Origin of the sequence: Streptomyces griseicoloratus (assembly GCF_014534645.1) — a bacterium.
GTDB classification, from domain to species: domain Bacteria; phylum Actinomycetota; class Actinomycetes; order Streptomycetales; family Streptomycetaceae; genus Streptomyces; species Streptomyces griseicoloratus.
In genome coordinates, this window is record NZ_JACVQF010000184.1 from 103,851 (window position 1) to 118,852 (window position 15,002).

Consider the following 15,002-nt stretch of genomic DNA (forward strand, 5'->3'; position numbering starts at 1 on the left):
GGGTCCGGCGCTGCCCGTACAGTGGAAGACGGGTTCAGGCGTCTTGGGGGTTCAGGCGTGGCGAACGGCGGACCGGTCGAGCACGGATTCCCGCATCTGCAGACGGTGCGGGAGGCCGTCACCGCGCTGTACAAGCGGTTGTCGTACGACACGATCCAGACGTTCTCGGTCAGTGTGGCGCCGGCCGACGTGGCGTTCTGCGACACCGACGACCTGTATCTGGGGGCCCAGCGCGTGGCCCGTGAGCTGGTGCGGCACTACCGTCTCCCGGACGCCCGGCTGATCGTCTCCTTCCGGGAGATGACGCACGCGGCGAATGTCGAACTGGCCGCCGGGCCGGAGTACTTCGTCGAGCTGAACGACCGCTTCCGCACCCATCGCCGGGACATCGGCGCGGCCCTCGCGCACGAGGTGATGCACGTGTACCTGCACCGGCTGGGCCTGTCCTTCCCCGGCACGCGGGACAACGAGATCCTCACGGACACGGCGGCGACGTACCTGGGCGCCGGGTGGCTGCTGCTGGACGCCTACCGGGAGGACTCGGCGTCGTCGCAGAAGCTCGGGTATCTGACCCCGGAGGAGTTCGGTTACGTGCTGGCCAAGCGGGCGGTGCTCTTCGGTGAGGACCCCTCGGTGTGGTTCACCAGTCCGCAGGCCTACTCGGCGTACGTGAGGGGCAGGGCGCGGGCGCGCCGGGACGAGGAGCAGCCGCCGCTCACGGCGGCGGGCTGGGCGGGGCGCCGCCGTTACGCCCGGGACCGCCGCCATGCCCAGGACCGGCACGAGTCCGGCGCCCGGGCGGACGTCCCGTACTCCTTCACGCCGGACGCGCGCGGGCCGCTGCGGGTGTCGTTCCCCTGCCCGACCTGCCACCAGCGGATCAGGGTGCCGGTACGGGGGCGGGTGCGGGCGCGGTGCGGGCTGTGCCGGACGGTGCTGGAGTGTGACACGTAGCGTGTCCCGGCCTTGATTCCTGCACCCGGCGTGGGTGCGGGCGTCGCCGAGGGCTGCCGCCCCCGGGCCCCCGCTTCCGGCCTGAACGGCCTCGTCCTCAAGCGCCGGACGGGCTGAAGTGTCCTGACCCGGCGCCGACCATGCCGAGCCACGCCTCAGCCCTCGTGTCCCCTCACCGCCCGGCGGGGCAGGGCCGCGCACAGGGCCGCGCAGGTCACGAAGCCGCCGACGATCCAGGGCATCGCCGCGCCCAGGGCCTCGGTCGGCCCGTCGGCCGTGTGGCGGAAGAAGACGGTGCCGACCACGGCCGCGCCCAGCGCGCCGCCGAACTGCTGGGCCGTGGAGAAGATCCCGGACGCCCCGCCGGCCAGCTCGGCCGGCACCGCCGACAGCACCACGTTGACCAGCGGCACCACCAGGAAGCCCAGCCCGGCCCCGGCGATCACCAGCCCCGGCACCAGCGGCCAGGCCCCGGTGTGCGCGTCGGCGGAGTCGGCGACCGCCGACCACACCCAGCCGAAGCCGCCCGCCATCATCAGCGCGCCGGCTCCGAGCACCAGCCGCCCGTGGCGCACCGCGAGGGCGTCGGCGGCCGGGGCGGTCAGGAAGCCGCCGGCCGAGAAGGCGACGGTGACCACACCGGCCTGCATCGGGGTGTAGCCCTGGCCGCCCTGCAGCCAGAGGGCGAAGACCAGGAAGAAGCCCTGCATGCCGAGGGAGAACAGGAGCTGGACCAGGACGCCGACGGAGAACGCGGGCAGCCGGAAGGCCCGGACCGGCAGCAGCGGTACCGTCACGGCGCCCTGCCTGCGCGCCTCGAACAGGCCGAGCCCGGCGACCGCCGACGCCCCGGCGGCGAGGCACAGCCAGCCCCACAGGGGCCAGCCGTTCTCCTGGCCCTGCACCAGCGGCAGCACGACGGCCACGAGACCGGCCGCCAGCACCAGGCTGCCCAGCACGTCGGGGCGCCCGGCCGACCGCTCCTTCGTCGCCGGTACGAGGACCACCGCCGCCACCAGGGTCAGTGCGGCGACCGGCACGTTGACCAGGAACACCGACCGCCAGCCCCAGCCGAACAGGTCGGCGTCCGTCAGCAGCCCGCCCAGCAGCAGCCCGACGGCCGAGGCGAACCCGGCGACCGCGCCGTACATCCCGAAGGCGGCCCCGCGTTCCTTGCCCTGGAAGAGGGTGCGGAAGGAACCCAGCACCTGCGGCATGAGCACCGCGGCCGTCACGCCCTGCACGGCCCTGGCGGCGATCAGTTGCCCGGGTGACTGGGCGATGCCGCAGCCGAGGCTGGCCAGCCCGAACCCGGCGGTTCCGGCGAGGAACAGGCCCCGGCGTCCGAAGCGGTCCCCGAGGTGGCCGGAGACGATCAGCGTGGCGGCGAAGCCCAGCAGGTAGGCGGAGACCAGCCACTGCAGCGCGCTCTCGGAGGCGTGCAGGTCCCGGCCGATGGACGGGATGGCGACGTTCACGATCGTCACGTCCAGGAGGTCCATCAGGGCGGCTGTCGTCATCACGGCGGCGGCGGCCCAGCGACGGGGGTACGGCTCGGCGGCCCGGGTCGGCGGCGAGGGCAGGGTGGTGGACACGGTCGCTCCTCCGGCGTGGCTCGGCGTGGCACCGAGATTTATTTCGTTCGGTCGAACGAAAGACTTGCATCCGGACGCATCTGATCACAAGTCCTTAGTTCGACCGAACGAAGTATTTGCTAGCCTGCCGCCATGGACAGCGAGCACCGGGAGAAGGACGGCGAGAGGGCCGGGGTACTGCGGCGGCTCATGGCCGCCGGCCGGGCGAACAGCGCCGTCACGGTCATGTTCCACTCCGCGGTCGCCGCCAAGCAGGGGCTGAACGCCACCGAGGAGAAGACCCTCGACTACCTGGAGCGCCGGGGTCCGCTCACCGCGAAGGACCTCGCGGAGCTGACCGGCCTGGCCCCCGCCTCGGTCACCGGCCTCGTCGACCGGCTGGAGGCCAAGGGGTTCGTCCGCAGGGTCAAGCACCCCACGGACAAGCGCCGGGTGCTCGTCGAGCTCGACCAGGAAAAGATCGCCGAGTTCGCCGTGTTCTTCGAGGACTGGGCCCGGGACGTCGCGGCGGCCTGCGAGGAGTTCAGCACGCCGGAGCTGGAGACCGTGATCCGCTTCCTGACCGTCATGACGGAGCGTCAGCAGCGCGCCTCCGCCCGGCTGTCGGAGTCGTAGCCGCTCCCGCGCCCGCGCGACACGGACGACCGAGCCCCCGGCGCGGGGCCGCGGCCGCCGCGCGGCCGGCGCTCAGGACTGCCGCACGATGCCCTGGGCGCGTGCGGCCACCAGCCACTTGGGGAACTCCCCCACCAGGCGGTCGTACAGCTCGGCGTCGGACACCTGCTGCGGGTCGCGGCCCGCGTGGAAGAACCCGGCGTTGTCGACGATGCGCTTGGCCGGCACGGCCAGTTCGTCGAGCTTGCGCAGGTACTCGAACTGCCGGCTGCCCGGGTCGCCGAAGCCGACGAACTGCCAGAACAGCGGAAGCCGCGCCGCCTTGCACAGATACCGCTCCGCGGCGAGCCGGTTGACGGGGCCGCCGTCGGTCTGGAAGACCACCAGGGCGGGATGGCGCGCGCCGCTGTCCAGGTAGTGGTCGATGACCGCGTCCATGGCCAGGTGGTAGCTGGTCTTGCCCATGTGCCCGAGGCCCGCCACGATCCGCTCGATCCGCCCCTGGTGGTCGGCGAGCGCGATCTCGGTGACGGCGTCGACGTCCGTGGAGAAGAACACCACCGGCACGGTGCCGTCGTCGTCGAGGTGCGCGGACAGCCCGAGCACCCGGTCGGCGAGCGCCTGCACGCTGCCGTCCTTGTAGTACGGCTTCATCGACCCGGAGTAGTCCACGACGAGGTACACCGCTGCCCGCAGCCCGTCGAGCCCGTGCCTGGTCAGCGACACCCCGGCGCTCTTGTACAGGCTGACCAGTGCGGGCGCGGTCTCCTGCACCTTGGCGAGACTGATGGCGGCCATGCGTGATTCCCCCTCGGTGTGCCGGGCGCGGGGCACCCGTGGCTGCCGAGGTTACGGCACGTCGGCCCCCCGCCTCTCAGCCCGCTCACAGATGTTCGCTATTTTGTTCGCCGCCGACCCCAACGGCTCACCGTCCGCCCCGTCCCCGAGGAGCCGGCCGTGGATTCCGAGTCCACCGTCACCACCTGCTACCGCCATCCCGAGGTGGAGTGCCACGTCCGCTGCACCCGCTGCGACCGGTACATCTGCCCGGACTGCATGCGCGAGGCGGCCGTGGGGCACCACTGCCCGGAGTGCGTGAAGGAGGGGGCGCGGTCCGTCCGGCAGGCCCGGACGATCGTCGGCGGCCGGGTCTCGGCGACGCCCGTGGTGACGTACGTCCTGATCGCGCTCAACGTCCTCGCGTACGTGGCGGAGCTGGTGCGCCCCGAGATCGTGGACCGGTTCTCGATGGTCACCGCCAGGCTGGTCGGGCCGGACGGCGGCTTCTACGTCTACCAGGACGTGTACCCGGCGGGCTTCCACGCCGACGGCGTCGTCGCCGGCGAGTGGGACCGGCTGATCACGAGCGCCTTCCTCCATCTGGAGCCCACCGAGGGCACGTTCGGGATCCTGCACATCGTGATGAACATGGCCGCGCTGTGGCAGCTCGGCCGGGTCGTCGAGCCGATGCTCGGCCGGGTCCGCTACGCCGTCCTGTACCTGCTGTCCGCGCTCGGCGGTTCGGTGCTCGAACTGCTGCTGGCCGACGCCGGACAGCCCTCCGTCGGCGCGTCCGGCGCGATCTTCGGACTCGGGGCCGCCTACTACGTCCTCGCCCGCCGCCTCGGCGCCGACATGGCCCCGGTCAACCGCTTCATGGCGTTCCTGCTGCTGTGGCTGCTGATCTCCGCCGGGCTGACCTCCTGGCAGGGCCACCTCGGCGGGCTGCTGGCGGGCGGCGTGGTGACCCTGGCGTTCGCCTACGCGCCCCGGGACGGGCGCCGGGCGGCCGTGCAGGCGGGGGCGTGCGCGGGGCTGGTGGTGCTGCTGGCGGTGACGGCGGCGATCAAGGTGTCGGAACTGACGGGTGGAGGTATCCCCCAGTGAAACGTGCCGGTGTGCTGCTCCTGGCGGCCGTCCCCGTGATCGCCACGGGGGTGTACTTCGTCATGCCGACGGACTCGGCCGACGCCCCGGTCGCGCCGCCCGCGGCCACCGCCCAGTCCTCCCGCGAGGACGCCAAGGACCGGGCCGAGCAGGAGCGGGAGGCGGACGACGCGCTCATCGCCGATCTGCCGCCGGGGCTCGCCGATCCGGCCAAGAAGGAGCTGGCCCAGCAGCTGGTCTCCAGCGCCGAGAACTCGACGACCAGGTGGCGCACCTCGTACGGGACGATCGAGGACCTCGGCGACGGGTGCGGCTACACGGCGGGCATCATCGGCTTCTGCACCGGCACCCACGACCTGCTGATGCTGGTCGAGCGCTACACGAAGGCGCATCCGGACAACGGCCTGGCGGCGTACCTGCCCGCCCTGCGCGAGGTGGACGGCACCGACTCCCACGAGGGCCTGGACCCCGGCTTCACGGCCGCGTGGCAGGCGGAGGCCGAGGTGCCGGAGTTCCGCAAGGCGCAGGAGCAGGAGCGCGACCGCGTCTACTTCGAGCCGGCGGTCCGCCTCGCCAAGCTGGACGGCCTCGGCACACTGGGCCAGTTCGTCTACTTCGACGCGATGGTCTTCCACGGGCCCGACACGGACGCCGAGGGCTTCTACGGGCTGCGCGAGCAGGCCATGAAGAAGGCGAAAACACCGGGCCAGGGCGGTTCCGAGAAGGCCTATCTGGAGGCGTTCCTGGACGTCCGCCGTGACGCCATGCGGGCCAAGCGCCCGGGCATCGACACCTCCCGCGTGGACACCGCGCAGCGCCGGTTCCTGCGGGCGGGGAACCTGGACCTGGACACGCCGCTGGTGTGGGAGATGTACGGGGACACCTACCGGCTGCCGTAGGCGGACATGCGACGGCGCCTGCCCCTTCGTCCGGTCGGGGACGGGGCAGGCGCCATCAGTGTTCCGTACGCCGTTGTACGGGACGTTCTTCGGTTGTTCCGTCCGTCAGACCGTCAGGGCGCGGTCGGTCGGACGGATCGGCGCCGGCAGGTCGCTGGCACCCGTCAGGTACCGGTCGGCGCCACGGGCGGCCGAGCGGCCCTCCGCGATCGCCCAGACGATGAGCGACTGCCCGCGGCCGGCGTCACCGGCGACGAACACACCCGGCACGTTGGTCTGGAAGTCGGCGTCGCGGGCGATGTTACCCCGTTCGTCGAGTTCCAGGCCGAACTGCTCGACCAGGCCGTTCTCCCGGTCGGTGCCGGTGAAGCCCATGGCCAGGGTCACCAGCTGGGCCGGGATCTTGCGCTCGGTGCCCGGCTTCGGCGTGAGCTTGCCGTCGACGAACTCGACCTCGGTCATGTGCAGCCACTGCACGTTGCCGTCCTCGTCGCCCTCGAAGTGGGTGGTGGAGACGGAGTAGACCCGCTCGCCGCCCTCCTCGTGGGCCGAGGTGACCTTGTACAGCATCGGGAAGGTCGGCCACGGCTGGGAGACCGGGTTCCGCTCCTCGCCCGGCCGGGGCATGATCTCCAGCTGGGTGACGGAGGCCGCGCCCTGGCGGTGGGCGGTGCCCACGCAGTCGGCGCCGGTGTCGCCGCCGCCGATGACGACGACGTGCTTGCCCTCGGCCGAGATCGGGGAGGTGACGTAGTCGCCCTCCTGGACCTTGTTGGCCAGCGGCAGGTACTCCATGGCCTGGTGGATGCCCTTGAGCTCGCGGCCGGGGACCGGCAGGTCGCGGGCGGTGGTGGCACCGACGGCCAGGACCACGGCGTCGTACCGCTTCTTCAGGTCGGTCGCCTTCACGTCGCGGCCGATCTCGACGCCGGTGCGGAAGCGGGTGCCCTCCGCGCGCATCTGCTCGATACGGCGGTTGATGTGCCGCTTCTCCATCTTGAACTCGGGGATGCCGTACCGGAGGAGACCTCCGACGCGGTCCGCGCGCTCGTAGACGGCGACGGTGTGGCCGGCCCGGGTCAGCTGCTGGGCGGCGGCGAGACCGGCCGGGCCCGAGCCGACGACCGCGACCGTCTTGCCGGACAGGCGCTCCGGGATCTGCGGGGCGACGTCCCCGGTCTCCCACGCCTTGTCGATGATCGAGACCTCGACGTTCTTGATGGTGACCGGCGGCTGGTTGATGCCGAGCACGCACGCCGACTCGCACGGAGCCGGGCACAGGCGGCCGGTGAACTCCGGGAAGTTGTTCGTGGCGTGCAGGCGCTCGGAGGCGGCCTGCCAGTCCTCGCGGTAGGCGTAGTCGTTCCACTCGGGGATCAGGTTCCCCAGCGGACAGCCGTTGTGGCAGAACGGGATGCCGCAGTCCATGCAGCGGCTGGCCTGCTTGCTGATGATCGGCAGCAGGGAGCCGGGGACGTAGACCTCGTTCCAGTCCTTGACGCGCTCCTCGACCGGACGCGACTTGGCGACCTCGCGGCCGTGGTTCAGAAAGCCCTTCGGGTCAGCCATTGATCGCCGCCTCCATCATCTTCTCGGTGATCTCGGACTCGGAGAGACCGGCTCGCTCGGCGGCGTCCTTGGCGGCGAGCACTGCCTTGTACGTGCTGGGGATGATCTTGCTGAAGCGCTGCACGGAGACGGACCACTCGGCGAGCAGCTTCTCGGCGACCGTGGACCCGGTCTCCTCGGCGTGGCGGCGCACCACGTCGTGCAGCCAGTCCTTGTCGGCGTCGTCCAGCGCCTCGATGGAGCCGACGTTGCCGGCGTTGACGTTGTCGCGGTCGAGGTCGATGACGTACGCGATGCCGCCGGACATGCCGGCCGCGAAGTTGCGCCCGGTCTCGCCGAGGACGACCGCGTGACCGCCGGTCATGTACTCGCAGCCGTGGTCGCCCACGCCCTCGGAGACGACCAGCGCGCCGGAGTTGCGGACGCAGAAGCGCTCGCCGACCTTGCCGCGCAGGAACATCTCGCCGCCGGTGGCGCCGTAGCCGATGGTGTTGCCGGCGATGGTCGAGTACTCGGCGAGGTGGTCGGCGCCCCGGTCGGGGCGGACGACGATCCGGCCGCCGGACAGGCCCTTGCCGACGTAGTCGTTGGCGTCGCCCTCCAGGCGCAGCGTGACGCCGCGCGGGACGAACGCGCCGAAGGACTGGCCGGCGGAGCCGGTGAAGGTGATGTCGATGGTGTCGTCGGGCAGGCCCGCGCCACCGAACTTCTTCGTCACCTCGTGGCCGAGCATGGTGCCGACCGTGCGGTTGATGTTGCGGATCGCGACCTGGGCGCGCACGGGCTGCGCCTCGGTGGCGTCGCCCGCGGCGAGGGCGTCGGCGGCAAGCTTGATCAGCTCGTTGTCGAGCGCCTTCTCCAGGCCGTGGTCCTGGCCGACGATCTGGTGGCGGACCGCGCCCTCGGGCAGCTCGGGCACGTGGAACAGCGGCTCCAGGTCCAGGCCCTGCGCCTTCCAGTGGTTCACGGCGCGGGTGACGTCGAGGGCCTCGGCGTGGCCGACGGCCTCCTCGATGGAACGGAAGCCCAGCTCGGCGAGGATCTCGCGGACCTCCTCGGCGATGAACTGGAAAAAGTTCACGACGTACTCGGCCTTGCCGGAGAACCGGTCCCGCAGGGTCGGGTTCTGGGTGGCGATGCCGACCGGGCAGGTGTCCAGGTGGCAGACGCGCATCATGACGCAGCCGGAGACGACGAGCGGCGCGGTCGCGAAACCGAACTCCTCGGCGCCGAGCAGCGCGGCGATGACCACGTCACGGCCGGTCTTGAGCTGGCCGTCGGTCTGGACGACGATCCGGTCGCGCAGGCCGTTGAGCAGCAGGGTCTGCTGGGTCTCGGCGAGGCCCAGCTCCCAGGGGCCGCCGGCGTGCTTGAGGGACGTCAGCGGGGAGGCACCCGTGCCACCGTCGTGGCCGGAGATCAGCACCACGTCGGCGTGCGCCTTGGACACACCGGCCGCGACCGTGCCGACGCCGACCTCGGAGACCAGCTTGACGTGAATGCGCGCCTGCGGGTTGGCGTTCTTCAGGTCGTGGATCAGCTGGGCCAGGTCCTCGATGGAGTAGATGTCGTGGTGCGGCGGCGGGGAGATCAGGCCCACGCCGGGGGTGCTGTGCCGGGTCTTGGCGACCCAGGGGTACACCTTGTGGCCGGGCAGCTGGCCGCCCTCGCCGGGCTTGGCGCCCTGGGCCATCTTGATCTGGATGTCGTCCGCGTTGACCAGGTACTCGCTGGTGACGCCGAAGCGGCCGGAGGCAACCTGCTTGATCGACGACCGGCGGGCCGGGTCGTACAGGCGCTCCGGGTCCTCGCCGCCCTCGCCGGTGTTGGACTTGCCGCCGAGCTGGTTCATGGCGATGGCGAGGGTCTCGTGCGCCTCCTTGGAGATGGAGCCGTACGACATGGCGCCGGTGGAGAAGCGCTTGACGATCTCGCTGACCGGCTCGACCTCGTCGATGGAGATCGGCTGCCGGTCGGACTTGAAGCCGAAGAGCCCGCGGAGCGTCATGAGGCGCTCGGACTGCTCGTTCACCCGCTCGGTGTACTTCTTGAAGATGTCGTAACGGCCCGAGCGCGTGGAGTGCTGGAGGCGGAAGACCGTCTCCGGGTCGAACAGGTGCGGCTCGCCCTCGCGGCGCCACTGGTACTCGCCGCCGATCTCCAGCGCGCGGTGCGCCGGGGCGATGCCGGAGGCGGGGTACGCCTTGGCGTGGCGGGCGGCGACCTCCTTGGCGATCACGTCGATGCCGACGCCGCCGATCTTGGTGGCGGTGCCGTTGAAGTACTTCTCGACGAAGGTCTCGTCGAGGCCGACGGCCTCGAAGACCTGGGCGCCGCGGTAGGAGGCGACGGTCGAGATGCCCATCTTGGACATGACCTTCAGCACGCCCTTGCCGAGGGCGTGGATGAGGTTGCGGATGGCCTGCTCGGGCTCGATGCCCGGCAGGAAGGTGCCCGCGCGGACCAGGTCCTCGACGGACTCCATCGCCAGGTAGGGGTTGACCGCGGCGGCGCCGTAGCCGATGAGCAGGGCGACGTGGTGGACCTCGCGGACGTCGCCGGCCTCGACCAGCAGGCCCACCTGGGTGCGCTGCTTGGTGCGGATGAGGTGGTGGTGGACGGCCGCGGTGAGCAGCAGCGACGGGATCGGCGCGTGCTCGGCGTCCGAGTGGCGGTCGGACAGGACGATCAGCCGGGCGCCGTTCTCGATGGCGGCGTCGGCCTCGGCGCAGATCTCCTCGATGCGGGCGGCCAGCGCGTCGCCGCCGCCGTGCACCCGGTACAGGCCGGACAGGGTCGCGGCCTTGAAGCCGGGCATGTCGCCGTCGGCGTTGATGTGGATGAGCTTGGCCAGCTCGTCGTTGTCGATGACCGGGAAGGGCAGGACGACGCTGCGGCAGGACGCGGCCGACGGGTCCAGCAGGTTGCCCTGCGGGCCCAGCGAGCTGCGCAGGGAGGTGACCAGTTCCTCGCGGATGGCGTCCAGCGGCGGGTTGGTGACCTGCGCGAAGAGCTGGGTGAAGTAGTCGAAGAGCAGGCGCGGACGCTCGGAGAGCGCGGCGATGGGCGAGTCGGTGCCCATCGAGCCGATCGGCTCGGCGCCGGACTTGGCCATCGGCGCCAGGATGACGCGCAGCTCCTCCTCGGTGTACCCGAAGGTCTGCTGGCGGCGGGTGACCGAGGCGTGGGTGTGGACGATGTGCTCGCGCTCGGGCAGGTCGCCCAGCTCGATCTCACCGGCCTCCAGCCACTCGGCGTAGGGCTGCTCGGCGGCGAGCTGCGCCTTGATCTCGTCGTCCTCGATGATGCGGTGCTCGGCGGTGTCCACGAGGAACATGCGGCCGGGCTGGAGGCGGCCCTTGCGGACGACCTTCGCGGGGTCGATGTCGAGGACGCCGACCTCGGAGCCGAGGACGACGAGGCCGTCGTCGGTGACCCAGTAGCGGCCGGGACGCAGGCCGTTGCGGTCGAGGACCGCGCCGACCTGGGTGCCGTCGGTGAAGGTGACGCAGGCCGGGCCGTCCCAGGGCTCCATCATCGTGGAGTGGAACTGGTAGAAGGCGCGCCGGGCCGGGTCCATGGAGTCGTGGTTCTCCCACGCCTCCGGGATCATCATCAGCACGGAGTGCGGCAGGGAACGCCCGCCCAGGTGCAGCAGCTCCAGGACCTCGTCGAAGGAGGCGGAGTCGGAGGCGTCGGGCGTGCAGACCGGGAAGATCCGCTCCAGCGACCTGCCGTCGGAGCCGAACAGGTCGGAGACCAGCTGGGACTCGCGGGCGCGCATCCAGTTGCGGTTGCCCTTGACCGTGTTGATCTCGCCGTTGTGCGCGACGAACCGGTACGGGTGGGCGAGCGGCCACGACGGGAAGGTGTTCGTGGAGAACCGGGAGTGCACGAGCGCGATCGCGGAGGCGAAGCGGCGGTCGGACAGGTCCGGGAAGAAGGGCTCCAGCTGGCCGGTGGTCAGCATGCCCTTGTAGACGATGGTCCGCGCGGACAGCGACGGGAAGTAGACGCCGGCCTCGCGCTCGGCGCGCTTGCGCAGCACGAAGGACTTGCGGTCCAGGGCGATGCCCTGCGACGCACCGTCCGTCACGAAGATCTGGCGGAAGACCGGCATGGTCGAGCGGGCGGTGGCGCCGAGCAGCTCGGGGGCGACCGGGACCTCGCGCCAGCCGAGGACGGTCAGGCCCTCCTCGGTCGCGATCGTCTCGATCCGCGAGACGGCGTCCTCGGTGCCGTCCCCCGGGAGGAAGGCGATGCCGACGGCGTAGGCGCCCGCCTCGGGCAGTTCGAATCCGGCCACCTCGCGGAAGAAGGCGTCGGGCACCTGGGAGAGGATGCCGGCGCCGTCGCCCGAGTCGGGCTCGGAGCCGGTGGCCCCGCGGTGCTCCAGGTTGCGCAGCACGGTGAGGGCCTGGTCGACCAGGGTGTGGGACGCCTCGCCGGTGAGGGTGGCGACGAAGCCGACGCCGCAGGCGTCGTGCTCGTTGCGGGGGTCGTACATACCCTGCGCAGCAGGGCGAGCATCCATGAACGACCAGTTCTGGCCATTCGCGGAGTGCTGGGACGGCTGGCGCGGCGTACGCATCGGCTCTCCCGTCGTCGTCATGTGGCATGTGGCAAGTGCCGAGGGACGACGTTGGCCCTCTGCGTGGTGCGAAATTTCGTGCAGGTTACATGATGGAGCGGTTCTCGGGAACCGGATACTCCGTTCCAACATGCGGACACCGGGGGGTGGCGGCGGGGATACCGCGCCCGGCGGTGGAAGCTATGGGGACCGTGCGAACAGATCGTGTCCGTCGGCCCGAAAAGGGGGCGGAGAGAGCTCCGTCGCTCACTCCACGCGTGCGCGGCGGGCTTCGTTGCCCACAGCGCTTACGGCTCATGCCCGGTGGTCACGCGCTCGAAACCAGCGAGTAACGGCTACTTATGCGGTCCGACGCATAAGTGCGACCCCCGTCATCCTACGGCCGTTCCGAACAGACTGCCCAGGGCGTACGTCACACCGGCCGCCGCGCCACCCAGGGCGAGCTGCCGCAGTCCGCTGAACCACCAGGTGCGCGCCGTCACCTTGGCCACCACCGCACCGCACAGGAACAGCCCGGCCAGCGCCAGCAGCACCGCGGGCCACAGCGCACCGGCACCGAGCAGGAACGGCAGCACGGGCAGCAGGGCGCCCAGCGCGAAGGAGCCGAACGACGACACGGCCGCGACCATCGGCGAGGGCAGGTCGCCGGGGTCGATGCCCAGCTCCTCACGGGCGTGTATCTCCAGGGCCTGCTCGGGGTCGCGGGACAGCTGCCGGGCGACCTCGCGCGCGAGAGAGGGCTCGACGCCCCGCGCCTCGTAGAGCGCGGCCAGCTCCGCCTCCTCGTCCTGCGGGTGCTTCTTCAGCTCCCGGCGCTCGACGTCCAGCTCGGCCTCGACCAGCTCGCGCTGCGAGGCGACCGAGGTGTACTCGCCGGCGGCCATGGAGAAGGCGCCGGCGGCCAGGCCCGCGAGGCCGCTCAGCACGACGGTGTGCTGACTCGCCGTACCGCCGGCGACGCCGGTCATCAGGGCGAGGTTGGAGACCAGGCCGTCCATCGCGCCGAAGACGGCGGGGCGCAGCCAGCCGCCGTTCACATCCCGGTGCGTGTGGTTGTCCCGGTGCGCCTCGTGCAGCGCCGCCTCGGTTTCGATGATGGCCATGAGGGTCCCCCAGCAAGCTTGTTTGGACGAGTTCTACTTTTCGACAACACCAAATCTACGTCGCGCATTTCCGTCGCGCCAGCAAGGAAAGGCTGGGCTTACCTGCGCTTTTGTCTTCTGGCGCTCATTCGTGGATGCGGCCGCACATATGTCGACCGGGTGATGCTGGGGCCGGTGAGGCTGCGGCACACACCGCACCGGGGACAGTTCCGCAAAGGGCTCCGCGCCTTCAGGGGCGCCCCCGAAAGGAGAGTCCGCATGGCATCGACCGCCTGCACTCCCCCGGTCCCCGCGCCCGGGCACGCCGCCGAACTCCGCGACCGGGCGCGCGGCGCGCTGCTCGGCCTGGCCGTCGGCGACGCGCTCGGGGCACCGGCGGAGAACATGAAGCCCTCCGAGATCCGCGCCCGCTGGGGCCGCATCACCGGCTACGTGGCCGAGCACCCCTCCGGCACCGACGACACCGAGTACGCGATCTTCTCGGGCCTCCTGCTGGCCCGGCACGGCTCTGCGCTCACCCCGGCCCATGTGGAGGCGGCCTGGCACGAGTGGATCGCGGACCGGGAGGAGGGCCCGTTCCGGGGTGCGGGCTTCAGCGAGCGGGGCACGCTGGAGAACCTGCGCCGGGGGCTCGCCGCCCCCATCTCCGCCCAGCACCGCCACGCCTGGAGCGACGGCCTGGCCATGCGCGCCGCGCCCTACGGGGTCTTCGCGGCGGGCCGTCCCGCCGAGGCGGCCCGGCTGGTGGCGATCGACGGTTCGGTCAGTCACGACGGCGAGGGCATCTACGGCGGCCAGGCGGTGGCGGCGGGGGTCGCGGCGGCGATGGCCGGGGCGCCGGCCGTGGCGGTGGTGGCCGCCGCCCTGGCCGTCGTCCCGGACGACTCCTGGACGGCACGTTGTCTGCGCCGGGCGATGACGGCGGCCCACCGTGGCGAACGTGCCGTCCGCTCGGCGGTGGTCATCGGCGGCTACCCCTGGACCGACCTTGCCCCCGAGGCCGTGGCTCTCGCCTTCGGCGCGTACGCGGCGGCCGACGGCGACTTCACGGACGCCGTCCTGACGGCCGTGAACATGGGCCGTGACGCCGACACGACGGCGGCGGTGGCGGGCGCCCTGGCCGGGGCGACGCGGGGCGCCTCCGCCATCCCGCCGGACTGGGCGGCGGCGATCGGCCCGGCCCGCGGAACCTGCCTGCCGGCGATGGCCGGACACCACGTCCTGGAGGTGGCGGACCTGCTGACACCGGACGGCGGGAGGGCGACACGGCAGACCACGCGGAGCACCCTGGGCCGGGCCCTCCTGCGCGACGACCGCCCGGCGGGCACCGGCGCCCCCGGACGGCGCGGCGGCCCCGCACGGGGTGACGGCCCCGTACGGGGCGGCGGTCCACTGCGGCACACCGGCCCGCTACCGTCCGGCGGCCGGCCCAAGGGCCTCGTACCGGGCGGCAGCGCCGGACGACACGACAGTCTCGCACCGGCGGGCTCCCCCGGCAGGCACGACAGTCACCCACCGGACGGCTCCCTCGGCAGGTGCCACAGTCATGCCACGGACGGCGCCCCCGGCAGGCGTGACGGTGACGCACCGGACAGCGCCCCCGACAAGCACGACACTCACGCAGCGGACAGCTCGCCCGGACGGCACGAAAGTCACCCACCGGACGGCTCCCCCGGCAGGCACCACAGCGACGAAGCAGACGGCAGCCTCGGTGAGCACGGCAGTCACGTACCTGGCGGCTCGCCCGGACGGCACGGCGGCAACGCAGCAGACGGCAACCCCGGACGGC

9 protein-coding genes and 1 pseudogene are annotated in these 15,002 nt (G+C 71.9%); 5 read left to right on the forward strand and 5 right to left on the reverse strand.

Going from position 1 to position 15,002, the window contains the following annotated elements:
• The first annotated feature begins 57 nt into the window (after positions 1-57).
• Positions 58-954 carry a hypothetical protein gene (locus H0H10_RS11790; protein ID WP_188180851.1) on the forward strand — a complete coding sequence of 299 codons (897 nt, stop codon included), beginning with the start codon at positions 58-60 and terminating at the stop codon, positions 952-954.
• 155 nt (positions 955-1,109) lie between these two features.
• Here H0H10_RS11790 and H0H10_RS11795 read toward each other — a convergent pair whose 3' ends face one another.
• The gene (locus H0H10_RS11795) at positions 1,110-2,549 is read right to left on the reverse strand and encodes an MFS transporter (RefSeq protein ID WP_309141774.1); all 1,440 of its coding nucleotides are present in this window, start codon (positions 2,547-2,549) and stop codon (positions 1,110-1,112) included.
• A 132-nt stretch (positions 2,550-2,681) separates the two neighbouring features.
• Between H0H10_RS11795 and H0H10_RS11800 the strand changes: the two genes are divergently transcribed.
• Positions 2,682-3,164 (forward strand): MarR family winged helix-turn-helix transcriptional regulator, encoded by a 483-nt coding sequence (locus tag H0H10_RS11800; RefSeq protein ID WP_188180852.1) that lies wholly within the window; start codon positions 2,682-2,684, stop codon positions 3,162-3,164.
• 72 nt (positions 3,165-3,236) lie between these two features.
• Here H0H10_RS11800 and H0H10_RS11805 read toward each other — a convergent pair whose 3' ends face one another.
• Positions 3,237-3,962: a vWA domain-containing protein gene (locus H0H10_RS11805; RefSeq protein WP_188180853.1), complete on the reverse strand. Its 726-nt coding sequence runs from the start codon at positions 3,960-3,962 to the stop codon at positions 3,237-3,239.
• A gap of 159 nt (positions 3,963-4,121) precedes the next feature.
• Here H0H10_RS11805 and H0H10_RS11810 point away from each other — a divergent pair, with 159 nt between their 5' ends.
• Entirely contained in the window at positions 4,122-5,051 is a 930-nt protein-coding gene (locus H0H10_RS11810) for a rhomboid family intramembrane serine protease (RefSeq protein WP_188180854.1), read from the forward strand.
• On the forward strand, positions 5,048-5,950 hold the full coding sequence (locus tag H0H10_RS11815) for a chitosanase (RefSeq protein ID WP_188180855.1): 903 nt from the start codon (positions 5,048-5,050) through the stop codon (positions 5,948-5,950). Before H0H10_RS11810 ends, H0H10_RS11815 begins: the two co-directional genes overlap by 4 nt.
• 105 nt (positions 5,951-6,055) lie before the next feature.
• Here the strand turns inward: H0H10_RS11815 and H0H10_RS11820 are convergent, their stop codons facing one another.
• The 3 genes from H0H10_RS11820 to H0H10_RS11830 form a co-directional block, all read right to left on the reverse strand.
• Positions 6,056-7,519, reverse strand: coding sequence for a glutamate synthase subunit beta (locus H0H10_RS11820; RefSeq protein WP_188180856.1), 1,464 nt, complete (start codon positions 7,517-7,519; stop codon positions 6,056-6,058).
• Entirely contained in the window at positions 7,512-12,110 is a 4,599-nt protein-coding gene (gene gltB, locus H0H10_RS11825; protein WP_188180857.1) for a glutamate synthase large subunit, read from the reverse strand. The genes H0H10_RS11820 and gltB overlap by 8 nt, the downstream gene beginning before the upstream one ends.
• 371 nt (positions 12,111-12,481) lie before the next feature.
• Positions 12,482-13,213: a VIT1/CCC1 transporter family protein gene (locus H0H10_RS11830; RefSeq protein WP_188180858.1), complete on the reverse strand. Its 732-nt coding sequence runs from the start codon at positions 13,211-13,213 to the stop codon at positions 12,482-12,484.
• 258 nt (positions 13,214-13,471) lie between these two features.
• Here H0H10_RS11830 and H0H10_RS41215 point away from each other — a divergent pair.
• Positions 13,472-14,473, forward strand: a pseudogene (locus H0H10_RS41215) (ADP-ribosylglycohydrolase family protein); the annotation flags it as partial.
• Between the last annotated feature and the right edge of the window lie 529 nt (positions 14,474-15,002).